This window comes from Bradyrhizobium sp. USDA 241 (assembly GCF_049739505.1).
GTDB lineage: Bacteria > Pseudomonadota > Alphaproteobacteria > Rhizobiales > Xanthobacteraceae > Bradyrhizobium > Bradyrhizobium liaoningense.
In genome coordinates, this window is sequence record NZ_JBMGPZ010000005.1 from 2,306,455 (window position 1) to 2,333,254 (window position 26,800).

Consider the following 26,800-nt stretch of genomic DNA (forward strand, 5'->3'; position numbering starts at 1 on the left):
CAGCTCGCACGGTTCCCGTCACCGCGGCTTGACCTGCCGCAAGGGATGGCAGCCGATTGATTTTGCGGGGCGAAGCAGCCAGAAGGGGCCATGTCCGAGATCTCCACCCGTGATGCGGCCCGCGACGGCGCCCAAGCCAGGGACGCCGCCCGAGACAATGCCAGAGAGAGCGCGTTGTCGGTGGCGGCGATCTCCTCGGAGCGCACCCAGTCCGATGACAATGTCTGGACGCGCCGGCTGGTGCTGTTCCTGAGGGTAATGGCGCTGCTCTCGATCCTGAAGGGTCTCTATCACTGGGCCCAGGTGACGGGGTTCGTCGGCGGCGAGGACGAGGCGTTCGAGAACCAGTCGATGCCCTGGCAGGCCGCGACCGTCTACTTCGCCGTGATCGAGCTCGTGGCCGCGGTCGGCCTCTGGCTCGCCACGCCCTGGGGCGCGGTGGTGTGGCTCACGACCGTGGTGTCGATGGCCGTGATCGAGCTGATGTTCCCCGGAATCTACGGCGGAAGCCTCGTCGTGGTCGGCGTCGAGGTCTTCATGCTAGCCGCCTATCTCGCGCTCGCCTGGATGGCCGCGCGCGAACGGCCGCCGTAGGCGTCGCGTCGCGCGCAAATTCTCTCGTGCCCCGGACGCAATGCAGCGCGGTGCACTTGCGGCGTGATGCGCTGCTGAGCCGGGGCCCATTTCTCCGCGATCTCGCTTGCGACATCCGGATCCCGGCTCTGCACTCCGCTTCGCGGCGCTTGTCCGGGACATGAGAGTGTTGCTCTTGGTTGACCGTTGGTTGCGTAAAATTCGACGTAAGTTTTCGCTAACCAGCCGCTTTCGCCACAGCTCTTACGCGCGCGTTTCGAAACGGGGCGGGGCTGTTCTGGAATGCGACAACAGGGGCGGACGGAGGGTGAACAGGACCTTGCGAAGGTCAACAGAGGGTTGCGAAAAGTGCTTGTGGCACAGGCTTAATCCGCAATTCACTGTCTTAAATTCATGATCTCTTTATTCTCTTATTTAAGCCGATCTTCAAACGCGCCGCTTAAGTTGCACCTATCAGGCGGGACACAAGTTTCGTCGAATAAGTGTCGATAAAAACGACAACAGGGGAAGTGTCATGATGAAAGCCGTCGCAACTGCGGCAGATACCGCAGAGCGCGTCTCCGGCCAGCAGGGTTCGGTGCAGTCGCTCTATCTGGAAGCTTTGACTCTGGTGGAGCGGCTGCATCGCCGGCTCCTCGACGTGATCAAGGATGAATTCGATCGCCGCGGTCGTGCGGACATCAACTCGGTCCAGGCGCTCTTGCTCTACAACATCGGCGACAAGGAGCTGACCGCGGGCGAGCTGCGCACGCGCGGCTACTATCTCGGCTCCAACGTCTCCTACAATCTGAAGAAGCTCGTCGAGCTCGGCTTCCTCGATCATCAGCGCTCGCGCGTCGATCGCCGCTCGGTGCGCATCCGCCTGACCCCGCAGGGCCAGGAAGTCCGCCGCATCGTCGACGCGCTCTACCAGAAGCACGTCAAGACGGTGGAGCAGGTCGGCGGCATCTCCGGCGACGAGTTTGCGACCCTCAACAAGTCGCTGCACCGCCTCGAGCGGTTCTGGACCGACCAGATCCTCTATCGCCTCTGAGTTTTCCGAAGGGATCAAGGCCAAGCCGGCCCGCAACAAGACCGGCAGCCTTCCCGAACGTGCCTGACCTCCCCAAGCGCGCCGGCCCGGATTTTCCGGACCGGTGCGTTTTGTGTTCTCGCACCTGCGAAAAAATGTCCGGCCGTGAGGAACCAGTTCCGGGCTGGGCGCTTATCTCTTTCGGATCGGAGAGATGTCGATGCTGGTCGAGCGCGGGCTTCGGGCGATGAACGTGGAACTCGTCAGCGAGGCCTATGGCATCGCCGCGAATTACCTTCGCCGTTCCGGCGCGATCCCCGACACGCTCGTCACTGACGAACGCCTGCTCGGCCTCATCGTCAAGCTGCTCCAGCAAGGCGAATTCAACAAGATCAGGCTGGCCAACAAGGCGATTGCCCGGTCCAGGCGCAGATCGAGGCCAAGGCGGTTGCCTGATCGAAACTCCCAAAATCGCGACCAACCAGAGGATGCCATGGAAGCTGCCATCGACCGCATCATGCAGACTTATGACCTGCTCGCCAACCGCACCGCCGCGGCCAGCGAGGAAGCCCGGGCCAAGGTCACGAACTATCTCAATACGTTGATGGAAGCCGGCGAGAAGGACCCTCACAGGTTGACGGTTTGCGGCCTGACCTATCTGCGCCAGCTCGACGGCAGCGTGGATCCGGTGAAGGCGGGGTATACGGGGCTGTGAAACGCCGCCGGCCCAAGCCGGTGGCTGTTGGCGGAGATGAGACCCGCAGCGGCCCGTCGGGATAGTGCAGAGGAGTGGTTCCATAGAACCGCTCCCGCGCTCGAAATCTCCAATCCGCCACCACATCTTGCATAAATATCAGGCTCGACCCGCAACTACTTGGCCTGTTGCGGGCGATGTGGTAGATCGCGCTCGCCGCTTCCGATCGCCACACCAGACCCGTCCGTAGCCCGCCAAAAGGCTGCGGCGGTGGAGATATTCGCAAGATGACCGCACCCAAAACCGCCTCCGCGCCCGATTCGTTTTTCACCGCCTCGCTCGAGCAGGCCGATCCGGAAATCGCCGCCGCCATCAAGGGCGAGCTCGGCCGGCAGCGCCATGAAGTCGAGCTGATCGCTTCCGAGAACATCGTCAGCCGGGCCGTGCTGGAAGCGCAGGGTTCGGTGATGACCAACAAATACGCCGAAGGCTATCCGGGCGCGCGCTATTACGGCGGTTGTGAGTGGGTCGACGTCGCCGAGAACCTTGCGATCGATCGCGCCAAGAAGCTGTTCGGCGCCAATTTCGCCAATGTGCAGCCGAACTCCGGCAGCCAGATGAACCAGGCGGTGTTCCTGGCGCTGCTGCAGCCCGGCGATACCTTCATGGGGCTCGATCTCGCGGCCGGCGGCCATCTCACACACGGCTCGCCCGTCAACATGAGCGGCAAGTGGTTCAAGGCCGCGCACTACACCGTGCGCCGCGAGGACCAGATCATCGACATGGATGCGGTGGCCAAGCAGGCCGAGCAGGTCAAGCCGAAGCTGATCATCGCCGGCGGCTCGGCCTATTCGCGCGCCTGGGACTTCAAGCGCTTCCGCGAGATTGCGGACAGCGTCGGTGCGTATCTGCTGGTGGACATGGCGCATTTCGCCGGGCTCGTCGCCGGCGGCGTGCATGCCTCGCCGGTGCCGTACGCGCACGTCACCACGACGACGACGCACAAATCGCTGCGCGGTCCGCGCGGCGGCCTCATGCTGTGGAATGACGAGACGCTGACCAAGAAGCTCAACTCGGCGATCTTCCCGGGCCTGCAGGGCGGTCCCCTGATGCACGTGATTGCGGCCAAGGCGGTCGCCTTCGGCGAGGCGCTGCGCCCGGACTTCAAGGTCTACGCCAAGAACGTCGTCGAGAACGCCAAGGCCCTGGCAGAGACCTTGAAGGGCCACGGTCTTGATATCGTCTCCGGCGGCACCGACAATCATCTGATGCTGGTCGATCTCCGGCCGAAGGGCCTCAAGGGCAACGTCTCGGAGAAGGCGCTGGTCCGCGCGGCCATCACCTGCAACAAGAACGGCATTCCGTTCGACCCGGAATCGCCCTTCGTCACGTCAGGGATTCGGCTCGGCACGCCGGCGGCAACCAGCCGCGGGTTCGGCGTGGCCGAATTCCAGCAGGTCGGCGGCATGATCGCCGAGGTCCTCAATGCGATCGCGCAGTCCTCCGACGGCAAGGCGCCGCTGGTGGAAGCTGCGATCAAGGAACGGGTCAAGGCGCTGACCGACCGGTTCCCGATCTACCAGTAAGGCTAGGCCAAGCGGATGCGCTGCCCGAACTGCAACAGTCTGGATACGCAGGTAAAGGACTCGCGTCCGACCGAGGACTCGTCCGTGATCCGCAGGCGGCGCGTGTGCGTCGCCTGCAATTTCCGCTTCACCACCTTCGAGCGCGTGCAGCTGCGCGAGCTCACGGTGATCAAGCGCAATGGCCGCCGCGTGCCGTTCGACCGTGACAAGCTGATGCGCTCGGTACAGATCTCGTTGCGCAAGCGGCAGGTCGAGCCGGAGCGGGTCGAGAAGATGGTCTCCACCATCGTGCGCGAGCTCGAAACCGGCGGCGAAGCGGAAATCTCCTCGGAGGTGATCGGCGAGACCGTGATGGAGCATCTGCGCACGCTGGATGACGTGGCCTACGTACGCTTCGCCTCGGTCTACCGCAATTTCCGCGAAGCCAAGGATTTCGCCGACGTGCTCGGCGAGCTCTCCGGTGAGGAGGAAGCGCGGCTCGCCGCGATCCGCAAATGATCTTCCGCATCCTGGAAGACCAGTTCGCGCAGAAGGCCCGCGAGGCCAAGGACGCCGATCGCCGATTCATGGAGCTGGCGCTCTCGCTGGGCAAGCGCGGGCAGGGGCGGACCTGGCCCAATCCGGCCGTGGGCGCCGTCATCGTCAAGGACGGTGTCATCGTCGGCCGAGGCTGGACGCAGCCGGGAGGACGGCCGCATGGTGAGCCCGAAGCGCTGCGGCGCGCGGGCGAGGCGGCGCGCGGCGCCACGCTCTATGTCACCTTGGAGCCGTGCTCCCATTTCGGCAAGTCGCCGCCTTGCGCCGATGCGGTGATCGCAGTGGGCATCAAGCGGGTGGTGGCGGCGATCGAGGATCCCAATCCTGAGGTCGCAGGCCAGGGGCATGCGCGTCTGCGCGCTGCCGGCATCAATGTGGATGTGGGTCTTTGCGCGGCGGAGGCCGCCTTCGACCATGCCGGCCATTTCCGCCGCATCAGGGATCACCGCCCGCATGTGATCCTCAAGCTCGCGGTTTCGCCCGACGGCAAGATCGGCGCGGCCGGCGGCGCGCCGCTCGCGATCACGGGTGAAGCCGCGCACGACCGCGTGCATCTTCTCCGCGCGCGCAGTGATGCAATCCTGGTCGGCATCGGAACGGTGCTGGCGGACGATCCGCTCCTCACCTGCCGCCTGCCGGGCATGGCGGCGCGCTCGCCGGTGCGCGTGGTGCTCGATCAGAGCCTGCGCATTCCCGCATCGAGCCAGCTCGTGCGATCCGCGCGCGAAACGCCGCTCTGGGTGGTGGGGTCCGAGCTCGCCGAGGCTGCCGCCGCCATGCGGCTTGGCGCGGCCGGTGCGCAACTCATTCGCGTGTCGCCGGGGGGCGCGTCCGGGCTCGATCTTGCGGCCGCGCTGCGCGCGCTGGCCGAGAAAGGGATCACGCGGCTGATGGTCGAGGGCGGTAGCCGTGTCGCCGCGTCCTTCGTTGCGGCCGATCTCGTGGACGAGATCTGGCTGTTCCGCGGGGCGGAAACGGTGGGCAGCGGCGGCGTCGATGCGCTCGATGCATTGCCCCTGTCGAAAATCACGCAGTCGCCGGCCTACAAGGTTCATGCTAGCGAAACCTTCGGCAAGGATACTCTCACCATCTACGAGCGCGCGTAATGTTCACCGGCATTGTCACCGATATCGGCGAGATCGTCAGCTTCACGCCCACGGCACAGGGGCAGCTGCATCGCCTGCGCATCGCCTGCCGCTACGATCAGGGCACGATTGCCGACGGCGCCTCAATCGCCTGCAACGGCGTCTGCCTGACGGTGGTTGGCTCGGGCGTGGAAGGCGGCAAGGGCTCTGCTCAAAGGACCTGGTTCGACGTCGATACCGCCGCCGAGACGCTGGCGCTGACGACGGCCAAGCACTGGAGGGTGGGGACGAAGCTCAATCTCGAGCGCGCCCTGAAGATCGGCGACGAGCTTGGCGGGCATATCGTCGCCGGACATGCCGACGGCATCGCGACGCTTCTCAGCCGCGAGGATCTGCCCGACATGGCGCGGTTCGTGCTCTCGACGACGCGGGAGCTGGCGCGGTTCATCGCCACCAAGGGCTCGATCACGCTCGATGGCGTGTCGTTGACGGTCAATACGGTCAAGGACGTGAGTTTTGCGGTGCTGATCATCCCGCACACGCTGACGGTCACGACGATCGGCGACTGGAAGGCGGGGGACGAGGTCAATATCGAGGTCGACCTGATGGCCCGCTACGCGGCGCGGCTGACGGAAATGAAGTGACCGGCGAAGCCGGTCACTTCGGGATGGTCCGAAGGACCAGACCACAGGTGCGCAATTGCGCACCGGGCAATCTCGAGATTCCGGGTTCGCTCCGCGCCCCGGAATGACGGTGTCTTTCAACTTGGCTAACCCACCGGCTGCGACTACATAACGCGCCGACGACTGGTAGAACGGATCGAACGATGGCAGACGCGCGGCGCGCACCCCTGAAGGACCAGACCGACATTTCCGGCGCGCGCGCGCTGATTGTCGAGGCGCGGTTCTATGACGATCTCCAGGATGCGCTGCTGGACGGCGCGGTCGCCGAGCTGAAGGCGGCCGGCCTGACGCATGACGTGATCACGGTTCCCGGTGCGCTGGAAATTCCGGCCGCGGTCGCCATCGCGGTCGATGCCGCGGCGGCGAACGGCAAGCCCTACGATGCGGTGATCACGCTTGGCTGCGTGATCCGCGGCGACACCATTCATTTCGAGATCGTGTCGCAGGAATCCTCGCGCGCGCTGATGGACCTCGCAGTGGCGCGAAAGCTGCCGCTCGGCAACGGCATCCTCACCGTCAACACCGAGGCGCAGGCCTGGGCGCGGGCGCGCGCCAGCGAACTCGACAAGGGCGGCGATGCCGCACGCGCCGCGCTGGCGATGCTGCGCATCAAGCGCCGCCTGGCGCAGGCCTGAAGCCATGGCCGACAACACCAGAAAGCCGCCGCTCGGAACCGAGAAGAAAGCGAACCGCCGCGGTGCGGCGCGGCTCGCAGCCGTACAGGCGCTATACCAGATGGATATCGCCGGTGCCGGTATCAACGACATCTTTGCCGAGTTCGAAAGCCATTGGCTCGGCAACGAGGTCGAGGGCGACACTTACCTGCCGGCCGAAGCCGCCTTCTTCCGCGACGTGGTCTCGGGCGTCGTGCGCGACCAGAAGAAGCTCGATCCGCTGATCGACGAGGCGCTGTCGAAGGGCTGGCCCCTGAAGCGGATCGAAGCCATCCTGCGGGCGGTGCTGCGCGCCGGAGCCTATGAGCTCCAGCATCGCAAGGATGTGCCGGGCCGCGTCGTGGTCTCCGAATATGTCGATGTCGCCAATGCCTTCGTCGACCGCGAGGAGACCGGCATGGTGAATGCGGTGCTCGACCAGATCGGCCGCCAGTTTCGCGCCGACGAGTTCGGGCGAGGGTAGGTCACACATTCCGCTGTCATCACCCGCGAAAGCGGGTGATCCAGTACGTCGCGGCAGCGGTTATTGATATCGGGCGTCTCGGCGTGCTGGATCGCCCGGTCCTGGTGCGCAATTGCGCACTGGCCGGCGACGACAGCGGAGTGTAGGGCTGACATCGATGGCAAACCCGCAAAATCCCTCCGCCGAAGACGCCCTCATCGCGCGCTACTTCAAGCCGCTGGCGACCGACCCCGGCGCGTTCGGTCTGGTCGATGATGCCGCGGTTCTGTCCTCATCCGGCGACGACATCGTCGTCACCACCGATGCCGTCGTCGAGGGCGTGCATTATCTTGCCGACGATCCGCCCGAGACCATCGCGCGCAAGGCGCTGCGGGTGAACCTGTCCGATCTCGCTGCCAAGGGCGCGCTGCCAGCCGGCTTCGTGCTGACGCTGGCGCTGCGCAGCCAAGAGGATGCCTGGCTCCGTCCGTTTGCGGACGCTCTGGGCGAGGACGCAAAGAATTTCGCTTGTCCTCTGCTCGGCGGCGACACGGTGTCGACGCCGGGCCCGCAGATGATCTCGATCACGGCCTTCGGCCGTGTGCCGCGGGGGCGGATGATCGGCCGTACCGGCGCAAGGCCGGGCGACCGCATCCTGGTGACGGGCACGATCGGCGATGCCGCGCTCGGCCTCGATGTGCTCAAAGGTGGCGCCGCCGCCGGGGCCCTGATATCCGATCCTGCCGAACGGGATTTTCTGGTCTCACGCTATCGGGTGCCGCAGCCGCGCAACGTGCTGGCGCGGGCGGTGCGCGATCATGCGACCGCTGCAATGGACGTCTCCGACGGTCTCGCTGGCGATCTGGCCAAGCTCTGTGCAGCGTCCGGTGTCTCGGCTTCGGTCGACGTGGCAAGCGTGCCGCTTTCGGCCGCGGCGGCCGGCCTGCTCGCAAACAATGTCGTTTGCGTCGAGACGCTGCTTGCGGGGGGCGATGACTACGAGGTGCTGTGCACCGTTCCGCCGGCGCAAAGCGAGGCGCTGATGGCCGCTGGGCGGGCCAGGGGCGTTGCGGTGACTGCGATCGGCAAGATCGTGCAGGGTCATGAGCGGCCGCGCTTCCTGGATGGGCAGGGCCAGGAACTGCTCTTGACGCGGCTGTCCTACAGCCACTTCTAGGAATTGCTCCAAACCGGCATCTTAGCCCGTCCTATTCGTGAGAGTGCGGCTTTTGGGCCCGATTGATGCGGCCGCACATCTTGTCTGACGAGGCGCACAGGATTGCCTTCGGCTTTTCGCCGCCTGACGACCGGTACTTTGCAACGCGCTTGAGGGATGGGTTGGGCGAACGGGGGCGGACGCCCCGCCGGTCAAGGACCGAGCGGCAGCAGCGCGCCGGGCAAGCCGCAGATCAGGTCGGCTTCGGGACATGCCGCGGCAAACGCAAGGCGAATGCGGCTCGTCCCCGCGGGTCACTTCAAATTCCTCCGGGTGTGGTCAGTCAAATTCCTCCACCCGCGAGGCAGGACAAGGGACTGTTAGTTTGAGTTTGTTTCCCGGGCAAGAGCTTCAGCGGCTTCTTTGAGCCGATAGCTGCGTCCGTCGAACTCAAGCAGATGGCAATGATGCATAAGGCGATCGAGGATCGTCGTGCTCATAGTGTTGTCCCCAAGGTATGCCCCCCAATCCTGCACGACGCGATTGGAGGTGACGATGACGCTGCGGCGCAGTTTGTAACGCTGATGGATCAGGGTCTGCAGCAAAGTGCCGGCGTCGTCGGGGATGGCGCGTGCGAGGAATAGATCGTCCAGCACGAGGAGATCGCAGTCGATGATGGTTCGCAGCCGGACCTCGCGTTGTGCCGGAGAGTTCAGGGCGTAGCGGTGGAAGAAGTCGTCGGTCTCAAGATACTGGACCTTGTGGCTTTGCAGGATCGCCTGATAGGCAATCGCCTTGGCGATGTGCGACTTCCCGGTGCCAGGTTTGCCAACAAGCAGAGCGTTCTCGCCAGCGGCAATGAACGCCAGGGTGTGGAGCTGGAAGCAGGTCTGACGTGGCAGTTTGGGATTGAAGGACCAGTCGAACTCGGCGAGCGTCAGCTTTTCGTCGAGCCCGGATTGCTGGTATCGCCGCTCGATAAGACGGGACTGACGACGGTCCAGTTCATCCTGCAGGATAAGGGAGAAGGTCTCGAGGAAGGGCTGGTTGGCGCCCTGCGCCTGGAGCACGCGCGTCTGCAGCGTGTCGCGGACACCCGACAGGCGCAGCTGTCGTAGGCAACGCTCAATTTCCGGCATGGTCATCATGTGGCTAGGTCTCCAGTTTAAGGTGAGAAGGTGCAGCGGGAGCGCTCGTGGCGCCGGAGTTGGCCGGGGTTGCGCAGGCGACACGAGCGCGGATTGCCGTGGCGTGATCGTCGTGAGCCTCGGCCTGCCGACCATTGTCGTCGGCGTCGCGCCGCACAGCGCGGCTGAAGAGGTCGCCGTATTCCGCGGGGGTACGGATCAGCGGATGATCCTGGGTGAGCGGCGATGCCGGCTGTGGCGTCACTCCAACCTGCTCGATCGCCTGTTCGAACAACCGCTCGACGGTCGCACGCACGTGCTTGTAGCGGTAGATGCGGTTGTCGATGGCGTGCGCGCAGGCCTGCTCGACCAGCCGCGCCGGATACTTCCGGCCCAGCCCGACAATGCCCCACATCGCGCGCTGTCCGGGGCGCCCTTCGGTGTCGAACACCTGCTGGCACAAGGCCCTGGTCTGCGGTCCGATGCGCTCGGCGCTCGCCAGCAGCACGGCGGTTTGCCGCGACGGGTTGAACGGCCGTTCGCTGGTCGGCAGGACGACAGAACCGGGGTGCGCCATCCGGGAATGAACACGCAGCAGCGCACGGGTGTGGCGATCACGGATCTCGATCGTGGTGGTGTAGATGCGCACGACGACCTGGCTGCCGATCGGCGCGGGCCGCGCGGCGTAATAGCTGTTGTCGACGCGTACGGTGGTGTCGTCGCAGACAGTCCGGACGACTTCGGTGAAGATGCGGAAGGGAGCGACAGGCAGCGGCCGCAGGGTGCGGCTTCTCTTCCTGGAACATCGCCTCGACCTGACGGCGCGTGCTGCCGTGGATGCGTTTGGAAGCCCAGTTCTCCTCCCAGTGCCTCAAGAACTCGTTTTGCGCCTCCAGCGTCTCGAAGCGCCGTCCGGCCAGCGCAGTGCCCTGGGTATGTTGAATCGCATTCTCGACGCATCCTTTCCGATTTGGATCGGCCACGCGCGCGGGATCGGCGACCACGGCGTAATGAGCCAGCATCGCGCTGTAAATCGGGTTGAGCTGGGGCTCGTACAAATCCGGCTTGAGGACGCCTTCCTTCAGGTTGTCGAGCACGACATAGCTGGGGACCCCGCCAAAATACCGGAACGCCTCTTCGTGGAGCTGCGCCCAGACTTGTTGGCTGGACTTCCAGACTACCCGCCGGAAGCTGCGCCGCGAGTAGCGTAGCGTCATCACGAACAGGCGGGGACGACGGTACCGCCCGCTCTTCGGATCAACCGTCGGCGCGCCCTCGCCATAGTCGACCTGAGCTTCCTCGCCGGGGAGGAACTCAAGACGATCAAACTGCTCAGGATCAGCGTGCCGCAACCGGCGCACAAACCGCTTGACACTCTGGTAGCTGGACGGAAAGCCAAATTGATCAACCAGGTCCTGGTAAATCGCCTGCGCGTTCCGCTTCAGCCGGACCTGTTCTTCGATCCACGTCCGATGCGCTTCGCAAGCCGAACGGGCCAGGCTGCTGGTGACCGTCGCTTCCGATGTCCCAAAAGCCGGTGGTCGGGGTGGAGGAATTTGGCCGTCCGCGCTCACCGAGCCGGTGGTCACTTCCCCGGGGGAATTTGCCTCCGCACCGGCCCGCAGCGCCTGATAACGCCGGATCGTCTTGCGATCGACACCCGTCAGCCGGTGAATCTCGCGCTGGCTGGTGTTGCGATCAAGTAATGTAAGTACGGTGCTTTGCAGATGTCGCTTCAAGACGTTCAACTCCCCGGCCCCTTGCTGGCTAAAGGGGTCGAACATAAACGTCCTGCCTGACCGGCTACTGCTGTTCAGCGGCGCTGACGGCGATCATCAGGTGGGGGAGTTTCAAGTGACCATACCCGGGGGATTTTGACCGACCCACGGGGTCGTGGTCTCGACGACACGGGCGGCGATTTTCAAGAGCCGAAGACGCAGCGTCGCGAACTCGGCAGCGGCCAATTCCCGGGCTTTGGGAATGGCGTCGCGCACGGTCAGCATCAGCCAATAAGCGGCCGTATGGAGCACGAGACGGACCTGGTTGGCGAGCGCCGAACGGCAGCTGGTGCGATCGGAGGCGAGCTGCGTCTTATGCAGCTTGATCAGATTCTCGGCTTGGCCGCGCGCGCAATACAGGCTGTCGTAGATCCACTCGGCCGAGCCGACATCGAGGCTGGTGACGACGAAGCGGATGTCGAGGCCGAGCATCGTCGCCTCAATACGGGCGACAGTGCGCCGTTCGCGATCCCAGGACTTTGCCTTGTGGCGCGTCTCGGTATAGCCACGCAGAACCGGCAGGTTCTCGATGGCGCGTCGCGTGCGGATGTCGTCGGCGACCTCGTCGACTTTTCTGGCGAGAGGCTTGGTGCCGGACAGACCGAAGATGTAGTCGATGCCGTTGGTCTCGCACCACGCCATTGCCTCCGGCCGGGCATAGTGCCCGTCGCCACGGAACGTAATTTGCGTGTTGTGCCATCGCGTCCGGATATGCCGTACCAGGCGGCGCAGATGGGCACGCACCTCGACGCCGCCCGGCGTCTTGCCGGGCCGCAGCACGACGGCCACGGGCCGGCTCTTCTCCGTGTCGTAGACGTGGATCGGCAGGAAGCAGCGTTCGTCATAATGAGCGTTGAACAGCGAGAGCTGCTGATGGCCGTGGACGACGTCGCAGGTATCATCGATGTCGAGCGTGACGGATGCCGGCTCGCGCGGGTAGCTATCCATCCATGCGTCGACCAAAGTGTAGGTCAGCCGGATCACGTCGCGCAGGCGCGGAGCATTCTCCAGCCGCGACAGCGTCGGCTGGGAACACAAATCCCGGCCCGTGTCCGGTAGGCGACCGCAGGCCAGCTTGAATGCCGGATCGGACCTCAGATGATCGAGGTCGTCGGCGTCCTCGTAGCCGCAGCAGATCGCGAACATGCGAGCGCGGAACATATCGACCAGGCTGTGCACGACCCGCGTCGGATCGCGCCGATCCGGGAACACCCGGGCCAGATTGTTGGCCAAACCGAGACGCCGCTCGGCCATCGCCAGAAGCATCACGCCCCCGTTCGAGGTTAGGCGCCCACCATCGAAGGCAGCTGTGACTTTCTTGGCGTGAACGGCTGGAAACGAGAAGGGCGGAATCGTATCGTCGGTCATGGCGGGCGTGGCGTTCGCGGTTGGAGGTGATGGGGTTGGCTTCGCAACCGAATCCTACGCCGCATCAGCGCTTTACCCCTCAGGCGCACTCTTACGAATAAGACGGGTTAAGTTGAAGAAAGATTGAGTGACTCCCGATCATTTCTGTGCCGAAACGTGGAGTCGCGGTCGTGCCGCGTCCAAAGAAACCGGCGCGAGCGGCCTATTAGACGCGGTAGGTGCTCAGCCTCCGAAACGAGACTATCAAGCATGAAGAGATCGAGCGCGAGGCAGAGGTTTTATTTGTGTTGAATTCTTGCTTCTCGATAGTGGTCTGAAATCGTATCATCGGTCATGGCGGGCGTGGCGTTCGCGGTTGAAGGTGATGGGGTGGCTTCGCAACCGAATCCTACGCCGCATCAGCGCTTTACACCACGCTCGCCAGCCTCTCAGGCGCCCTCTCGCGAATAAGACGGGTTAGTTCTCAGCACTTGGTCCTAAATACCTGCCGAGATCGGCGCTTTCGGCCTTATCCGGCGTTGCACCCTCTATTTGATTTTGGCAAGCTCGCGACCGACTGAGGCCGCCCCTTTTGGGCAAGGGGCGGCCTTGTTCGAAATCAAGGCGCCGCACCGCACGACGGACAACAAAAGGCGCCGGGGGTACATCAAGGATCTGAGGCAAAAATCACATGACAGCATTATGGTTGATAGTGCTCTGCGGAGTGCTTTCCGTCGTCTACGCGATTTGGGCGACGTCTTCGGTGTTGAGCGCGGATGCGGGGTCGCCGCGCATGCAGGAGATCGCAGGAGCCGTGCGCGAAGGCGCACAGGCCTACCTGCGGCGCCAGTACACCACGATCGGTCTCGTCGGCATCGTCATCTTCGTGCTGCTTGTCTATTTCCTCGGGCTCTATGTCGCGATCGGTTTTGCCATCGGCGCGATCCTGTCCGGCGCTGCCGGCTTCATCGGCATGAACGTCTCGGTCCGCGCCAATGTGCGTACCGCCCAGGCCGCGACGACGTCGCTTGCCGGCGGGCTCGAGCTCGCCTTCAAGGCGGGAGCGATCACCGGAATGCTGGTGGCGGGTCTCGCGCTGCTGGGTGTGACCCTCTATTTCGGCTTTTTGGTCCACTCGCTGAAGCTCGCGCCCGATAGCCGCGTCGTGGTCGATGCCCTGGTGGCGCTGGGCTTCGGCGCCTCCCTGATTTCGATCTTCGCCCGTCTCGGCGGCGGCATCTTCACCAAGGGTGCGGATGTCGGCGGCGACCTCGTCGGCAAGGTCGAGGCCGGAATTCCCGAGGACGATCCGCGCAACCCGGCGACCATCGCCGACAATGTCGGCGACAATGTCGGCGACTGCGCCGGCATGGCCGCGGACCTGTTCGAGACCTATGCGGTGACCGCGGTCGCCACCATGGTCCTGGCGGCGATCTTCTTCGCCAAGACGACGATCCTCTCCAACATGATGACGCTGCCGCTCGCGATCGGCGGCATCTGCATCATCACCTCGATCATCGGCACCTTCTTCGTCAAGCTCGGGCCGAGCCAGTCGATCATGGGCGCGCTCTACAAGGGCCTGATCGCGACCGGCATCCTGTCCCTGATCGGCATCGCGCTGGTGATCTACTACCTGATCGGCTTCGGCAAGCTCGAGGGCGTCGATTACACCGGCATGGCGCTGTTCGAATGCGGCGTGGTCGGCCTCGTCGTCACCGCGCTGATCATCTGGATCACCGAATATTACACGGGCACCGACTACCGTCCGGTGAAGTCGATCGCCCAGGCCTCGGTGACCGGTCACGGCACCAACGTGATCCAGGGCCTTGCGATCTCGATGGAAGCGACCGCGCTGCCCGCGATCGTGATCATCGCCGGCATCCTGGTCACCCACAGCCTCGCCGGCCTGTTCGGCATCGCGATCGCGACCGCCACCATGCTGGCGCTGGCCGGCATGATCGTCGCGCTCGACGCCTTCGGCCCCGTCACCGACAACGCCGGCGGCATCGCCGAGATGGCGGGCCTGCCGAAGGAGGTGCGCAAATCGACCGACGCGCTCGACGCGGTCGGCAACACCACCAAGGCGGTGACCAAGGGCTACGCGATCGGCTCCGCCGGTCTCGGCGCCCTGGTGCTGTTCGCGGCCTACAACCAGGACCTCAAGTTCTTCGTTGCCGGCTCCGCGCAGCATCCCTACTTCGCCGGCGTCAATCCGGACTTCTCGCTCAACAACCCCTACGTCGTGGTGGGCCTGCTGTTCGGCGGCCTCTTGCCGTATCTGTTCGGCGCGATGGGCATGACGGCCGTGGGCCGTGCGGCAAGCGCGATCGTCGAGGAGGTTCGACGCCAGTTCCGCGAGAAGCCGGGCATCATGCAGGGCACCGACAAGCCTGACTACGGCAAGGCGGTCGACCTGCTGACCAAGGCGGCGATCAAGGAGATGATCATCCCCTCGCTGCTGCCCGTGCTGTCACCGATCTTCGTCTACTTCGTGATCTACGCGATCGCGGGCGGCGGCGCGGCCGGCAAGTCGGCGGCGTTCTCGGCCGTGGGCGCGATGCTGCTCGGCGTGATCGTGACGGGCCTGTTCGTCGCGATCTCGATGACCTCGGGCGGCGGCGCCTGGGACAACGCCAAGAAGTACATCGAGGACGGTCATTTCGGCGGCAAGGGCAGTGATGCCCACAAGGCCGCCGTGACCGGCGACACCGTCGGCGATCCCTACAAGGACACGGCGGGCCCCGCGGTGAACCCGATGATCAAGATCACCAACATCGTGGCCCTCCTGCTGCTGGCGATCCTGGCGCACTGAGCCGCGTCACAAATTTGCACGACAAACCCCCGCGGTGCGAGCCGCGGGGGGTTTTGGTTCACGATATCGTTCCTTCGCAGGTGCTTTGTCGCAGCGGAACTGTGACGTCAATTACAAAGTGTCTTCCCTCCGGGGACTACCGTGCAGCTGCTGTCTCGCCCACTGGAGGGAAGAATGACGCAAGCTGTAAACCTGAACCCAAGACACGGGAAAGCCGGACGCCAGCCAACCAGGGCCGGTTTGAAACCGCCCAGCGCCAATGCAGATCCCGGCTTGTTCGGCCGGATGTTTGACCTGCCGGCCTTTACGGCGCCCGAGGCTGCGCTGCAGGCGCTTGCCGCCGCGATGAAGGACGCCGCTCCGGACGATGTGACCGGTGACAACTCCAACATTCCGTCGGGCTTTACCTATCTCGGCCAATTCGTCGATCACGACATCACGCTTGATCTCACGTCGCTTGCCGAGAAGCAGGAGGAGAGCTGGCCCCGCAAATTCGGACAGTAGCTTGAGTGGATTTTCTGCCTGACAGCGGCGAGGATTCTTGCTGCGAATCAGGAGCGAAGATGACGAAGAAGAGCCGCCGGACGCATTCTCCGGCATTCAAGGCGAAGGTTGCTTTGGCTGCGGTCAAAGGCGACAAGACACTGGCGGAGCTGGCGCAACTGTTTGATGTTCATCCGAACCAGATCACGATCTGGAAAAACCAGCTCCTGGAAGGCGCCGCCGGCGTGTTTGGGCATGACAAGACATCGGCCGAGACGCCGGTCGATTTGAAGGCGTTACATGCCAAGATCGGCGAGCTGGCGTTGGAAAACGATTTTTTGTCCGGCGCGCTCACCAAGGCGGGCCTGCTGAGCGCAAAGCGATGATCGACCGCGATCATGATCTTTCTATCGTGCGCCAGGCGAAGGTCCTGAAGCTGGCTCGCAGCACGGTCTACTATGAACCTCGGCCAGTTTCGGCCGAGGACCTTGCCTTGATGCGTCGGCTCGATGAGCTGCATCTCGATTATCCCTTCGCGGGAGCGCGTATGCTGCGATCGTTGCTGCGGCGGGAGGGCGTATACGCCGGTCGCCGCCACATCGCGACGCTGATGAAGCGCATGGGGATCGAGGCGGTCTATCGTCGCCCGAACACGAGCAAGCCGGCTCCGGGTCACAAGATCTACCCGTACCTGTTGCGCGGATTGAAGATCGAGCGGCCCGACCATGCGTGGGCAATGGACATCACCTACATTCCGATGCGGCGTGGCTTCGTCTATCTCGCGGCGGTCGTCGATGTGTTCAGCCGACGGGTCCTGGCCCATCGCGTCTCGATCACAATGGAGGCGGCCTTCTGCGTCGAAGCGGTCCAGGAGGCGTTGGCGAAGCACGGCAGGCCCGAGATTTTCAACACGGATCAGGGCAGCCAGTTCACCAGCCTCGAGTTCACCGATGTGCTGCTGGACGCGAAGATCGCCATCAGCATGGACGGCAAGGGCGCCTGGCGCGACAACGTGTTTGTCGAGCGGCTCTGGCGCACGGTCAAATACGAAGAAGTATATCTCCGCGCCTACGACAGCGTGTCCGAGGCGCGAGCGTCAATTGCCAAGTATCTGGCCTTCTACAATCAGGGACGCCCTCACTCGAGCCTTGACGGGCGCACGCCCGACGAGGCTTACTTCGGCACGCAAGCTATGGTGATGGCCGCATGACCGTCGCCGACGGTTTTGTCGTCGCTCTGGTCGGGCTACGCCCTCCCGACGCAACGACAAAACCGTAAAGCCCCGCGTTCAGCATAACCCGGCAGGAATCCACTTAAATCCAGCGGGGCGCTGTCCAAACAACCGGGGCCAGCTCTCTGGCTGCGTGTTGGACGCATTTTTTTCCGCGCGAGCCGTTATCGACTCCGCGCGAAAGCGCTCTGGAGTCTCAGTTGAAGCTGAGCAGCTTGAATAGCGGTGTGAGGTAGCTCATCTCCTGGCCCGACGTCGGCGTCGTACGGCTGATGAAGTCGAAGATCTTGCCGTCCTGCAGGCCGTAATTCGCAAGCCGGCGCACGCGCCGGTTCTTGTCGAAATAGATGGCGATGACGCGCTGGTCGACCACCTTCTGGTTCATGAAGGCGACCGGGCGCTCGGAGCGTTGCGAGATGTAGTAAAAGACCTCACCGTCGAGGGTCGCGACCGTGGAGGGGGTGCCCATCACGATCAGCACCTGGTCCTGGCTTGCGCCGATCGGAATCTGCTCGAGCGCGCCGGGCGGCAGGATGTAACCCTTCTGGAACTGCTCGCCCGTGCAGCCCGCAAGAGCCGCGCCGACCACGGTCGCGGCAGCGAGCATGCGCAAGCCGCGCCAGCATGCGTGGAGGCCTCGCCGCTGGTTCGCGCGCAGGCTGGTCTGGTTCGTTGTCGTCATAGCGGAACTGATTCCGTCCCCTTGCGTCGCGCGAGGCGCTGAAGTACCGGGCGGAGGCTCTGAATGCAACACGCGCGCGCCCGCTTGCGGAAACCACAATGCTTTGGCCGTTCAATCACTTCAGGAAACCCCGACTAACCCCGCCGGGCACCATTGAAGCCATCTATGGCATGATCGTGACGCAGGCGCGAGAACCCATATTTTACCGTGACTTGGGCGTGCCCGATACGGTTAACGGGCGTTTCGACCTGTTGCTGCTGCATCTCTGGCTGCTGCTGCGCCGCCTGCGCGCGGTCCAAGGCGGCACTGGAGGCGCCACGGAGCTGTCCCAGGCGCTGTTCGACCGCTTCTGCGAGGACATGGACGACAATCTGCGCGAGATGGGGGTGGGCGACCAGACCGTGCCGAAGCGGATGCGGGCCTTCGGCGAGGCGTTCTACGGTCGCGTCCAGGCCTATGACCAGGCCATGGAAGGCGGCGGCGAGGCGCTGGCATCGGCGATCTGCAAGAATATCTTGAATGGGACCGGCTTCGGCCAGGCGCAGCAGCTCGCGGCCTATGCCCGGGCCAGTGAGGCCGAGCTTGGCCGGACCGACGAGGCCGCGCTGCTGCGCGCCTCCTTCAAGTTTCCTCCAGCACTCCCCGAGGATGTCACGCCATGAGCCGACCGAATGCCGGATCCGAGCCCGATCCCTGGCGGGCGCCCGTCATCGTTGCGCAGATTCCCGAAGCAGGCCTGCATCGCGAGCTCGAGGCCTCAGCGGCCGAGCGGCAGGCCATGGCGGAGCTCGCGGGCGTGCGTGAGATCCTGTCCGCGCATGCCAGCTTCGATGTCGTGCCGAAAAGCGGTGGGAGGGTCCAGGTCACGGGACTTGTTCGCGGCCGGATCGGCCAGACCTGCGTCGTCACGCTGGATCCGATCGAGAGCGAGATCGAGGAGGAGGTCGACCTGATGTTCGCCCCCGAGGCAGAGGCACGGCGCCTGGCCGATCTGATCGAGGAGGGGCAGGACGACGACGGGCCGTCCGAGGTTGCCGATCCTCCCGAGCCGATCGCCGGTGGCATCATCGACCTCGGCCGGCTCGCCACCGACGCCCTGTTCCTGGCGATCGATCCCTATCCGCGCAAGGAAGGGGCCGTGTTCGAGGCGGAGGTCACCGCGCCCGATCCCGAGGACCATCCTTTCGCGGTGCTGAAGGCGCTTCACGACAAGAAGAAGGGCCAATAGGGCATTGTGCGCTCGCTCCCGCCTTGCGAGGGGATATGAGGCATTTTCCTTGTTGGTTTGAAAGAAGCATTTATCCTTCTGATTTCAATGTATTTCCTGCTAGATTCGGGGTTCGCGGCCGCATCGCCCCCAATGCAAAAGGCTGGGGGCAAGAGGTTGTTTCGGGGTAACAAAACGCTATTGTCGCGCCCCGGTCCGGGTGCGGCGTGGCGCTTGGCCGATCGCCATGTCCGTGGCGAACCCATTTTGCGGCCCCGCTAGCTCAACACCGCACCAGACCAGGTTTCCAGGACTTTTATGCCAAGCAAGGTTCGCATCGCGCTGGACGCCATGGGGGGCGATGTCGGCCCCGCCGTGGTCATTCCGGGCGCCGCCATCTCGCTAGGCAGGCATCGCGATACCGAGTTCCTGCTGGTCGGCGACCGCGCCAGGATCGAGCCGGAGCTCGACAAGCACCCGAAGCTGAGAGCCGCCTCCAGGATTGTCCATACCGACGTCGCCGTCAGCATGGAGGACAAGCCGAGCCAGGCGCTGCGGCGCGGCCGCAGGACCTCCTCGATGTGGCTCGCGATCGATGCGGTCAAGAAGGGCGAGGCGGATGTCGCGATCTCCGCCGGCAATACCGGCGCGCTGATGGCGATGGCGCGCTTCCACCTGCGGACGCTGCCGGGCATCGACCGCCCGGCCATCTCCGCGATATGGCCGACCATGCGCGGCGAATCCGTCGTGCTCGACCTCGGCGCCACCCTCGGCGGCGATGCGCACCATCTGGTGTCGATGGCGGTCATGGGCGCAGCCAAGGCGAGCGTGCTGTTCAACAAGAAGCGACCGACGGTCGGGCTGCTCAACATCGGCGCCGAAGAGATCAAGGGACACGAGGAGATCCGCGAGGCCAGCGAGATCCTGCGGGCCAGGAACCTGCCGGAGCTCGACTATATCGGCTTCGTCGAGGGCGACGGCATCGGCAAGGGGCTGGCCGACGTGATCGTGACCGAGGGCTTCAGCGGCAACATCGCGCTCAAGGCTGCCGAGGGAACCGCGCGCCAGATGGCGGAATTGCTCCGTAACGAGATGCAGCGGAGCTGGCTCTCCAAGCTCGGCTATGTCTTCGCGCGCAGCGCCTTCCAGGCCCTGCGCGACAAGATGGACCCCAACAAGTCCAATGGCGGCGTGCTGCTGGGACTGAGGGGGGTGGTGGTCAAGAGCCATGGCGGAACCAACGCCGAAGGCTTTGCCTATGCGATCGATGTTGGCTATGAGATGGCTCACTACGATCTCCTGAACAAGATCAATCAGATGCTCAACCGCGAGGGTGGTGCACTCAGTTTCGTGCAGCCCGCGCCGGAGGATGTTTCGTGACTCAAATTCGTTCGGTCGTGCTTGGCTGCGGCTCGTATCTGCCGGAGCAGGTGGTGACCAACGCCCAATTGGCGGCCCGCATCGACACCTCCGACGAGTGGATCGTTCAGCGCACGGGCATTCGCGAGCGGCACATCGCGGCCGAGGGCGAGTTCACCTCGCACCTGGCGATCAAGGCGGCGCAGGCCGCGCTCAGCGATGCCGGCATGGACGCGCAGTCGATCGACCTCATCGTGCTGGCGACCTCGACCCCGGACAACACCTTCCCCGCGACGGCTGTCGCCGTGCAGCACGGGCTCGGCATCAATCATGGTGCGGCCTTCGACCTCCAGGCGGTGTGCTCAGGCTTCGTGTTCGCGCTTGCCACCGCCGACAATTTCCTGCGCACCGGCGCCTTCAAGCGCGCGCTGGTGATCGGCGCCGAGACCTTCTCGCGCATCCTAGACTGGAACGACCGCGGCACCTGCGTGCTGTTCGGCGACGGCGCCGGGGCGGTGGTGCTGGAGGCGCAGGAGCAGCCAGGCAATGCCGCGACCGATCGCGGCATCGTGACCACGCATCTGCGCTCCGACGGCCGGCACAAGGCAAAGCTGTTCGTCGACGGCGGCCCGTCCTCGACCCAGACCGTCGGCCACCTGCGCATGGAAGGCCGCGAGGTCTTCAAGCATGCGGTCGGCATGATCACCGACGTCATCGTCGACGCCTTCGAGGCGACCGGGCTCAATGCCGAAAGCATCGACTGGTTCGTGCCGCACCAGGCCAACAAGCGAATCATCGACGCTTCCGCCCACAAGCTTCACATCGCGCCGGAAAAGGTGGTGCTGACGGTGGACCGTCACGGCAACACCTCCGCCGCATCGATCCCGCTGGCGCTGGCGGTGGCGCGCAAGGACGGCCGCATCAAGAAGGGTGACCTGATTCTCCTGGAGGCGATGGGCGGCGGCTTCACCTGGGGCTCCGCGCTGCTGCGCTGGTAAGCCACAGTCGATAAAATTTTGCCGGAATTCGCGCCGATAATCGATGCGTATGCATTGATGAGCGCTGTTGACCGCCGTATCGTAACCTCATAATTTCAGACAACAATTGTTCGCCGTGATGTGGGGCAGGGCGATGACCGATCAAAGTAAAACCGTAACGCGAGTTGATCTGTGCGAAGCCGTCTACCAGAAGGTCGGGCTGTCGCGCACGGAATCGTCCGCTTTTGTGGAACTCGTGCTGAAGGAGATCACCGATTGCCTCGAAAAGGGCGAGACGGTGAAATTGTCCTCCTTCGGCTCCTTCATGGTCCGAAAGAAGGGCCAGCGCATCGGCCGTAATCCGAAGACCGGTACCGAGGTGCCGATCTCGCCGCGCCGGGTCATGGTGTTCAAGCCGTCGGCGATCCTGAAGCAGCGGATCAACGGCCAGCACCGCGCCAATGGCGATGCCACCAGCAAGGCTCAACAAGAGGCGTAACCCTTTCGCAAAGGATTTGGCATTTGGACAAGGCGCCGGATGCGTTCCGAACCATCAGCGAAGTAGCACAGGAACTCGACATTCCGCAGCACGTGCTGCGGTTCTGGGAGACCCGGTTCTCCCAGATCAAGCCGATGAAGCGCAGCGGTGGCCGCCGCTATTACCGCCCCGACGACGTCGACCTGCTCAAGGGCATCCGCCGGCTGCTCTATGGGGAGGGCTATACCATCCGCGGTGTGCAGCGGATCCTGAAGGAGCACGGCGTCAAATCGGTGCAGGGCCTCGCCGACAGCGCGGCCGCGGTCTCGTTCGGGGCCATCGAGGACGCCATCGGCGCGAGCCTGATCGAGCCCGAGGCACCCATCAAGGGCGTCACCGACACCGACGATGACGACTACCAGGGCGACGAAGAGGAAGGCATCGACTTCCGCTTCAGCGAGATCGACGACGAGGAGATCCTCACCACCTTCCGCAAGGGCGGCGCCGCAGCCGCGCCCGCCGGCCCCAGCGCGCTGGACCGGGAGCGCCTCGGCCGGGCCCTCGCCGACCTCGTCGCCTGCCGGGAGATGCTGGATCAGGCGCTGAAGGACGGGTAGCGGCGGTGGTCCAAACCGGCTTGCCGGCAGTTCCGCGTGCTTTGGGCGGATACACCAAAATGCTGCGGCCTCGCCTTGCGCAAAGCGGCGATCCTAGCTAATGGAACGTCGTTCGGAGCGTGGCGCAGCCCGGTTAGCGCACTAGTCTGGGAGACTAGGGGTCGGAGGTTCAAATCCTCTCGCTCCGACCAAATTCCCCAATTTTTTCAAATCGCTTTTACGGCGGCCGGTTTACCCCGACCGCCCCTTTTACAGTTGGTTTACAGATTTCGTTCTCGCGGCGTTCTGTTGAACAATGAGGATAGTACAACTAATTCCCGCGCCTGGTCCTTGAAGGTGTCTTGAATGGATATAACCTCCTCGGGTTTCTACTTCCCGGGGAGAGGGCAATTGGACAAGGTCACAGAGGGGTTCTTAACCGAGTTTAGCGGACAATTCGGCATTGAGAACTTGGCCGAGAAGGACCGGTTTGAGCATCTTGCGGCGTGGCTGACGGTCCGTCGTCATTTCAGTGACTCGACCTTCTCTCCAGCCGACCTCGTTACAGGGAGCGGAGGAGACACCGGCATTGATGCCATCGCCGTCATCGTAAACAACAACCTAGCCCGTCTTATTCGCGAGAGGGCGCCTGAGAGGCTGGCGAGCGTGGTGTAAAGCGCTGATGCGGCGTAGGATTCGGTTGCGAAGCCACCCCATCACCTTCAACCGCGAACGCCACGCCCGCCATGACCGATGATACGATTTCAGACCACTATCGAGAAGCAAGAATTCAACACAAATAAAACCTCTGCCTCGCGCTCGATCTCTTCATGCTTGATAGTCTCGTTTCGGAGGCTGAGCACCTACCGCGTCTAATAGGCCGCTCGCGCCGGTTTCTTTGGACGCGGCACGACCGCGACTCCACGTTTCGGCACAGAAATGATCGGGAGTCACTCAATCTTTCTTCAACTTAACCCGTCTTATTCGTAAGAGTGCGCCTGAGGGGTAAAGCGCTGATGCGGCGTAGGATTCGGTTGCGAAGCCAACCCCATCACCTCCAACCGCGAACGCCACGCCCGCCATGACCGACGATACGATTCCGCCCTTCTCGTTTCCAGCCGTTCACGCCAAGAAAGTCACAGCTGCCTTCGATGGTGGGCGCCTAACCTCGAACGGGGGCGTGATGCTTCTGGCGATGGCCGAGCGGCGTCTCGGTTTGGCCAACAATCTGGCCCGGGTGTTCCCGGATCGGCGCGATCCGACGCGGGTCGTGCACAGCCTGGTCGATATGTTCCGCGCTCGCATGTTCGCGATCTGCTGCGGCTACGAGGACGCCGACGACCTCGATCATCTGAGGTCCGATCCGGCATTCAAGCTGGCCTGCGGTCGCCTACCGGACACGGGCCGGGATTTGTGTTCCCAGCCGACGCTGTCGCGGCTGGAGAATGCTCCGCGCCTGCGCGACGTGATCCGGCTGACCTACACTTTGGTCGACGCATGGATGGATAGCTACCCGCGCGAGCCGGCATCCGTCACGCTCGACATCGATGATACCTGCGACGTCGTCCACGGCCATCAGCAGCTCTCGCTGTTCAACGCTCATTATGACGAACGCTGCTTCCTGCCGATCCACGTCTACGACACGGAGAAGAGCCGGCCCGTGGCCGTCGTGCTGCGGCCCGGCAAGACGCCGGGCGGCGTCGAGGTGCGTGCCCATCTGCGCCGCCTGGTACGGCATATCCGGACGCGATGGCACAACACGCAAATTACGTTCCGTGGCGACGGGCACTATGCCCGGCCGGAGGCAATGGCGTGGTGCGAGACCAACGGCATCGACTACATCTTCGGTCTGTCCGGCACCAAGCCTCTCGCCAGAAAAGTCGACGAGGTCGCCGACGACATCCGCACGCGACGCGCCATCGAGAACCTGCCGGTTCTGCGTGGCTATACCGAGACGCGCCACAAGGCAAAGTCCTGGGATCGCGAACGGCGCACTGTCGCCCGTATTGAGGCGACGATGCTCGGCCTCGACATCCGCTTCGTCGTCACCAGCCTCGATGTCGGCTCGGCCGAGTGGATCTACGACAGCCTGTATTGCGCGCGCGGCCAAGCCGAGAATCTGATCAAGCTGCATAAGACGCAGCTCGCCTCCGATCGCACCAGCTGCCGTTCGGCGCTCGCCAACCAGGTCCGTCTCGTGCTCCATACGGCCGCTTATTGGCTGATGCTGACCGTGCGCGACGCCATTTCCAAAGCCCGGGAATTGGCCGCTGCCGAGTTCGCGACGCTGCGTCTTCGGCTCTTGAAAATCGCCGCCCGTGTCGTCGAGACCACGAGCCGCATTCGCCTTGCGTTTGCCGCGGCATGTCCCGAAGCCGACCTGATCTGCGGCTTGCCCGGCGCGCTGCTGCCGCTCGGTCCTTGACCGGCGGGGCGTCCGCCCCCGTTCGCCCAACCCATCCCTCAAGCGCGTTGCAAAGTACCGGTCGTCAGGCGGCGAAAAGCCGAAGGCAATCCTGTGCGCCTCGTCAGACAAGATGTGCGGCCGCATCAATCGGGCCCAAAAGCCGCACTCTCACGAATAGGACGGGCTAGCCCGTCTTATTCGTAAGAGTGCGCCTGAGGGCTGGCGAGCGTGGTGTAAAGCGCTGATGCGGCGTAGGATTCGGTTGCGAAGCCACCCCATCACCTTCAACCGCGAACGCCACGCCCGCCATGACCGACGATACGATTCCGCCCTTCTCGTTTCCAGCCGTTCACGCCAAGAAAGTCACAGCTGCCTTCGATGGCGGTCGCCTGACCTCGAACGGGGGCGTGATGCTTCTGGCGATGGCCGAGCGGCGTCTCGGCTTGGCCGACAATCTGGCCCGGGTGTTCCCGGATCGGCGCGATCCGACGCGGGTCGTGCACAGCCTGGTCGATATGTTCCGCGCGCGCATGTTCGCGATCTGCTGCGGCTACGAGGACGCCGACGACCTCGATCATCTGCGGTCCGATCCCGCATTCAAGCTGGCCTGCGGACGGCTGCCGGACACGGGCCGCGATCTGTGTTCCCAACCGACGCTGTCGCGGCTGGAGAATGCTCCGCGCCTGCGCGACGTGATCCGACTGACCTACATTTTGGTCGACGCATGGATGGATAGCTACCCGCGCGAGCCGGCATCCGTCACGCTCGACATCGATGATACCTGCGATGTCGTCCACGGCCATCAGCAGCTCTCGCTGTTCAACGCTCATTATGACGAACGCTGCTTCCTGCCGATCCACGTCTACGACACGGAGAAGAGCCGTCCCGTGGCGGTCGTGCTGAGGCCCGGCAAGACGCCGGGCGGCGTCGAGGTGCGTGCCCTTCTGCGCCGCCTGGTACGGCATATCCGCACGCGGTGGCACAACACGCGAATTACGTTCCGTGGCGACGGGCACTATGCCCGGCCGGAGGCCATGGCGTGGTGCGAGACCAACGGCATCGACTACATCTTCGGTCTGTCCGGCACCAAGCCTCTCGCCAGAAAAATCGACGAGGTCGCCGACGACATCCGCACCCGACGCGCCATCGAGAACCTGCCGGTTCTGCGTGGCTATACCGAGACGCGCCACAAGGCAAAGTCCTGGGATCGCGAACGGCGCACCGTCGCCCGTATTGAGGCGACGATGCTCGGCCTCGACATCCGTTTCGTCGTCACCAGCCTCGATGTCGGCTCGGCCGAGTGGATCTACGACAGCCTGTATTGCGCGCGCGGCCAAGCCGAGAATCTGATCAAGCTGCATAAGACGCAGCTCGCCTCCGATCGCACCAGCTGCCGTTCGGCGCTCGCCAACCAGGTCCGTCTCGTGCTCCATACGGCCGCTTATTGGCTGATGCTGACCGTGCGCGACGCCATTCCCAAAGTCCGGGAATTGGCCGCTGCCGAGTTCGCGACGCTGCGTCTTCGGCTCTTGAAAATCGCCGCCCGTGTCGTCGAGACCACGAGCCGCATTCGCCTTGCGTTTGCCGCGGCATGTCCCGAAGCCGACCTGATCTGCGGCTTGCCCGGCGCGCTGCTGCCGCTCGGTCCTTGACCGGCGGGGCGTCCGCCCCCGTTCGCCCAACCCATCCCTCAAGCGCGTTGCAAAGTACCGGTCGTCAGGCGGCGAAAAGCCGAAGGCAATCCTGTGCGCCTCGTCAGACAAGATGTGCGGCCGCATCAATCGGGCCCAAAAGCCGCACTCTCACGAATAGGACGGGCTAGTACCCACTTTTCTTGGAACGTGAGTCGTGAT

Annotated in this window: 24 protein-coding genes, 1 tRNA gene and 3 pseudogenes; 24 read left to right on the top strand and 4 right to left on the bottom strand. The window is 64.0% G+C overall.

Features of this window, described 5'->3' with window-relative positions:
• Positions 1-90: 90 nt before the first annotated feature.
• The 11 genes and pseudogenes from ABIF91_RS32860 to thiL all read left to right on the top strand — a co-directional run bounded on the left by ABIF91_RS32860 (position 91) and on the right by thiL (position 8,484).
• Positions 91-594: a DUF6163 family protein gene (locus tag ABIF91_RS32860; RefSeq protein ID WP_028179042.1), complete on the top strand. Its 504-nt coding sequence runs from the start codon at positions 91-93 to the stop codon at positions 592-594.
• A 514-nt stretch (positions 595-1,108) separates the two neighbouring features.
• A complete protein-coding gene (ldtR, locus tag ABIF91_RS32865; protein WP_025036696.1) occupies positions 1,109-1,627 on the top strand; it encodes a transcriptional regulator LdtR in 519 nt (172 codons plus the stop codon).
• A gap of 199 nt (positions 1,628-1,826) precedes the next feature.
• A pseudogene (locus ABIF91_RS32870) lies at positions 1,827-2,051 on the top strand (hypothetical protein); the annotation flags it as partial.
• 48 nt (positions 2,052-2,099) lie between these two features.
• Positions 2,100-2,321: a hypothetical protein gene (locus ABIF91_RS32875; protein ID WP_014494771.1), complete on the top strand. Its 222-nt coding sequence runs from the start codon at positions 2,100-2,102 to the stop codon at positions 2,319-2,321.
• Between the two features lie 266 nt (positions 2,322-2,587).
• Positions 2,588-3,886 (top strand): serine hydroxymethyltransferase, encoded by a 1,299-nt coding sequence (gene glyA / locus ABIF91_RS32880; RefSeq protein WP_028179041.1) that lies wholly within the window; start codon positions 2,588-2,590, stop codon positions 3,884-3,886.
• A gap of 15 nt (positions 3,887-3,901) precedes the next feature.
• Positions 3,902-4,384: a transcriptional regulator NrdR gene (nrdR, locus tag ABIF91_RS32885; protein ID WP_011087793.1), complete on the top strand. Its 483-nt coding sequence runs from the start codon at positions 3,902-3,904 to the stop codon at positions 4,382-4,384.
• Positions 4,381-5,529, top strand: a complete 1,149-nt coding sequence (gene ribD / locus ABIF91_RS32890) for a bifunctional diaminohydroxyphosphoribosylaminopyrimidine deaminase/5-amino-6-(5-phosphoribosylamino)uracil reductase RibD (protein ID WP_028179040.1) — start codon at positions 4,381-4,383, stop codon at positions 5,527-5,529. The genes nrdR and ribD overlap by 4 nt, the downstream gene beginning before the upstream one ends.
• Positions 5,529-6,152 (top strand): riboflavin synthase, encoded by a 624-nt coding sequence (locus tag ABIF91_RS32895; RefSeq protein WP_028179039.1) that lies wholly within the window; start codon positions 5,529-5,531, stop codon positions 6,150-6,152. Before ribD ends, ABIF91_RS32895 begins: the two co-directional genes overlap by 1 nt.
• 182 nt (positions 6,153-6,334) lie before the next feature.
• Positions 6,335-6,826, top strand: a complete 492-nt coding sequence (gene ribH, locus ABIF91_RS32900; RefSeq protein ID WP_028179038.1) for a 6,7-dimethyl-8-ribityllumazine synthase — start codon at positions 6,335-6,337, stop codon at positions 6,824-6,826.
• Positions 6,827-6,830: 4 nt separating this feature from the next.
• Positions 6,831-7,328 (top strand): transcription antitermination factor NusB, encoded by a 498-nt coding sequence (nusB, locus tag ABIF91_RS32905; protein WP_028179037.1) that lies wholly within the window; start codon positions 6,831-6,833, stop codon positions 7,326-7,328.
• 157 nt (positions 7,329-7,485) lie between these two features.
• Positions 7,486-8,484, top strand: a complete 999-nt coding sequence (thiL, locus tag ABIF91_RS32910) for a thiamine-phosphate kinase (RefSeq protein ID WP_028179036.1) — start codon at positions 7,486-7,488, stop codon at positions 8,482-8,484.
• Between the two features lie 359 nt (positions 8,485-8,843).
• Here the strand turns inward: thiL and istB are convergent, their stop codons facing one another.
• From istB to ABIF91_RS32925, 3 genes and pseudogenes are all read right to left on the bottom strand, one after another.
• Positions 8,844-9,611, bottom strand: coding sequence for an IS21-like element IS1631 family helper ATPase IstB (gene istB / locus ABIF91_RS32915; RefSeq protein ID WP_038952109.1), 768 nt, complete (start codon positions 9,609-9,611; stop codon positions 8,844-8,846).
• A gap of 4 nt (positions 9,612-9,615) precedes the next feature.
• Positions 9,616-11,374 (bottom strand): annotated as a pseudogene (istA, locus tag ABIF91_RS32920) (IS21-like element IS1631 family transposase).
• Positions 11,375-11,479: 105 nt separating this feature from the next.
• Positions 11,480-12,736, bottom strand: a pseudogene (locus tag ABIF91_RS32925) (IS1380-like element ISBdi2 family transposase); the annotation flags it as partial.
• Positions 12,737-13,406: 670 nt separating this feature from the next.
• Between ABIF91_RS32925 and ABIF91_RS32930 the strand changes: the two are divergent.
• The 3 genes from ABIF91_RS32930 (at position 13,407) to ABIF91_RS32940 (ending at position 17,220) form a co-directional block, all read left to right on the top strand.
• Positions 13,407-15,527 carry a sodium-translocating pyrophosphatase gene (locus ABIF91_RS32930; protein WP_028181291.1) on the top strand — a complete coding sequence of 707 codons (2,121 nt, stop codon included), beginning with the start codon at positions 13,407-13,409 and terminating at the stop codon, positions 15,525-15,527.
• A 174-nt stretch (positions 15,528-15,701) separates the two neighbouring features.
• A complete protein-coding gene (locus tag ABIF91_RS32935) occupies positions 15,702-16,031 on the top strand; it encodes a hypothetical protein (RefSeq protein ID WP_424579609.1) in 330 nt (109 codons plus the stop codon).
• A gap of 59 nt (positions 16,032-16,090) precedes the next feature.
• A protein-coding gene (locus ABIF91_RS32940) for an IS3-like element ISRj2 family transposase (RefSeq protein WP_129557670.1) occupies positions 16,091-17,220 on the top strand; the annotation gives its coding sequence in 2 pieces (ribosomal slippage) (positions 16,091-16,343 and positions 16,343-17,220; 1,131 coding nt in all).
• Between the two features lie 217 nt (positions 17,221-17,437).
• Here the strand turns inward: ABIF91_RS32940 and ABIF91_RS32945 are convergent.
• Entirely contained in the window at positions 17,438-17,923 is a 486-nt protein-coding gene (locus ABIF91_RS32945) for an outer membrane protein assembly factor BamE (RefSeq protein ID WP_028181288.1), read from the bottom strand.
• Between the two features lie 98 nt (positions 17,924-18,021).
• On the opposite strand from ABIF91_RS32945, the gene ABIF91_RS32950 reads away from it, so the two are divergent.
• The 10 genes from ABIF91_RS32950 to ABIF91_RS32995 all read left to right on the top strand — a co-directional run bounded on the left by ABIF91_RS32950 (position 18,022) and on the right by ABIF91_RS32995 (position 26,599).
• Complete coding sequence (locus ABIF91_RS32950) at positions 18,022-18,585, top strand: ubiquinol-cytochrome C chaperone family protein (protein ID WP_028181287.1); 564 nt, start codon at positions 18,022-18,024, stop codon at positions 18,583-18,585.
• Entirely contained in the window at positions 18,582-19,151 is a 570-nt protein-coding gene (locus tag ABIF91_RS32955; protein ID WP_028181286.1) for a YceD family protein, read from the top strand. The genes ABIF91_RS32950 and ABIF91_RS32955 overlap by 4 nt, the downstream gene beginning before the upstream one ends.
• A 297-nt stretch (positions 19,152-19,448) precedes the next feature.
• Positions 19,449-20,510, top strand: a complete 1,062-nt coding sequence (plsX, locus tag ABIF91_RS32960; RefSeq protein ID WP_028181285.1) for a phosphate acyltransferase PlsX — start codon at positions 19,449-19,451, stop codon at positions 20,508-20,510.
• A complete protein-coding gene (locus ABIF91_RS32965; RefSeq protein ID WP_284283065.1) occupies positions 20,507-21,487 on the top strand; it encodes a beta-ketoacyl-ACP synthase III in 981 nt (326 codons plus the stop codon). The genes plsX and ABIF91_RS32965 overlap by 4 nt, the downstream gene beginning before the upstream one ends.
• Positions 21,488-21,620: 133 nt before the next feature.
• Positions 21,621-21,965, top strand: a complete 345-nt coding sequence (locus ABIF91_RS32970) for an integration host factor subunit alpha (protein WP_028136003.1) — start codon at positions 21,621-21,623, stop codon at positions 21,963-21,965.
• Positions 21,966-21,988: 23 nt separating this feature from the next.
• Positions 21,989-22,561 (top strand): MerR family transcriptional regulator, encoded by a 573-nt coding sequence (locus tag ABIF91_RS32975; protein WP_028181283.1) that lies wholly within the window; start codon positions 21,989-21,991, stop codon positions 22,559-22,561.
• Between the two features lie 113 nt (positions 22,562-22,674).
• Positions 22,675-22,752: transfer RNA gene (locus ABIF91_RS32980), tRNA-Pro, on the top strand.
• A gap of 154 nt (positions 22,753-22,906) precedes the next feature.
• Positions 22,907-23,215: a hypothetical protein gene (locus ABIF91_RS32985; RefSeq protein WP_028181282.1), complete on the top strand. Its 309-nt coding sequence runs from the start codon at positions 22,907-22,909 to the stop codon at positions 23,213-23,215.
• Positions 23,216-23,621: 406 nt separating this feature from the next.
• Complete coding sequence (locus ABIF91_RS32990) at positions 23,622-24,965, top strand: IS1380 family transposase (RefSeq protein ID WP_424579610.1); 1,344 nt, start codon at positions 23,622-23,624, stop codon at positions 24,963-24,965.
• Positions 24,966-25,255: 290 nt separating this feature from the next.
• The gene (locus ABIF91_RS32995; RefSeq protein ID WP_424579611.1) at positions 25,256-26,599 is read left to right on the top strand and encodes an IS1380-like element ISBdi2 family transposase; all 1,344 of its coding nucleotides are present in this window, start codon (positions 25,256-25,258) and stop codon (positions 26,597-26,599) included.
• Positions 26,600-26,800 lie beyond the last annotated feature (201 nt).

Excerpts from the sequence above, each read along its gene's own strand:
- ABIF91_RS32860 (WP_028179042.1), top strand. The coding sequence starts at position 91 with ATGTCCGAGATCTCCACCCGTGATGCGGCCCGCGACGGCGCCCAAGCC.
- ldtR (WP_025036696.1), top strand. The coding sequence starts at position 1,109 with ATGATGAAAGCCGTCGCAACTGCGGCAGATACCGCAGAGCGCGTCTCC.
- ABIF91_RS32875 (WP_014494771.1), top strand. The coding sequence starts at position 2,100 with ATGGAAGCTGCCATCGACCGCATCATGCAGACTTATGACCTGCTCGCC.
- glyA (WP_028179041.1), top strand. The coding sequence starts at position 2,588 with ATGACCGCACCCAAAACCGCCTCCGCGCCCGATTCGTTTTTCACCGCC.
- nrdR (WP_011087793.1), top strand. The coding sequence starts at position 3,902 with ATGCGCTGCCCGAACTGCAACAGTCTGGATACGCAGGTAAAGGACTCG.
- ribD (WP_028179040.1), top strand. The coding sequence starts at position 4,381 with ATGATCTTCCGCATCCTGGAAGACCAGTTCGCGCAGAAGGCCCGCGAG.
- ABIF91_RS32895 (WP_028179039.1), top strand. The coding sequence starts at position 5,529 with ATGTTCACCGGCATTGTCACCGATATCGGCGAGATCGTCAGCTTCACG.
- ribH (WP_028179038.1), top strand. The coding sequence starts at position 6,335 with ATGGCAGACGCGCGGCGCGCACCCCTGAAGGACCAGACCGACATTTCC.
- nusB (WP_028179037.1), top strand. The coding sequence starts at position 6,831 with ATGGCCGACAACACCAGAAAGCCGCCGCTCGGAACCGAGAAGAAAGCG.
- thiL (WP_028179036.1), top strand. The coding sequence starts at position 7,486 with ATGGCAAACCCGCAAAATCCCTCCGCCGAAGACGCCCTCATCGCGCGC.
- istB (WP_038952109.1), bottom strand. The coding sequence starts at position 9,611 with ATGATGACCATGCCGGAAATTGAGCGTTGCCTACGACAGCTGCGCCTG.
- ABIF91_RS32930 (WP_028181291.1), top strand. The coding sequence starts at position 13,407 with ATGACAGCATTATGGTTGATAGTGCTCTGCGGAGTGCTTTCCGTCGTC.
- ABIF91_RS32935 (WP_424579609.1), top strand. The coding sequence starts at position 15,702 with ATGACGCAAGCTGTAAACCTGAACCCAAGACACGGGAAAGCCGGACGC.
- ABIF91_RS32945 (WP_028181288.1), bottom strand. The coding sequence starts at position 17,923 with ATGACGACAACGAACCAGACCAGCCTGCGCGCGAACCAGCGGCGAGGC.
- ABIF91_RS32950 (WP_028181287.1), top strand. The coding sequence starts at position 18,022 with ATGCTTTGGCCGTTCAATCACTTCAGGAAACCCCGACTAACCCCGCCG.
- ABIF91_RS32955 (WP_028181286.1), top strand. The coding sequence starts at position 18,582 with ATGAGCCGACCGAATGCCGGATCCGAGCCCGATCCCTGGCGGGCGCCC.
- plsX (WP_028181285.1), top strand. The coding sequence starts at position 19,449 with ATGCCAAGCAAGGTTCGCATCGCGCTGGACGCCATGGGGGGCGATGTC.
- ABIF91_RS32970 (WP_028136003.1), top strand. The coding sequence starts at position 21,621 with ATGACCGATCAAAGTAAAACCGTAACGCGAGTTGATCTGTGCGAAGCC.
- ABIF91_RS32985 (WP_028181282.1), top strand. The coding sequence starts at position 22,907 with ATGGATATAACCTCCTCGGGTTTCTACTTCCCGGGGAGAGGGCAATTG.
- ABIF91_RS32990 (WP_424579610.1), top strand. The coding sequence starts at position 23,622 with ATGACCGACGATACGATTCCGCCCTTCTCGTTTCCAGCCGTTCACGCC.
- ABIF91_RS32995 (WP_424579611.1), top strand. The coding sequence starts at position 25,256 with ATGACCGACGATACGATTCCGCCCTTCTCGTTTCCAGCCGTTCACGCC.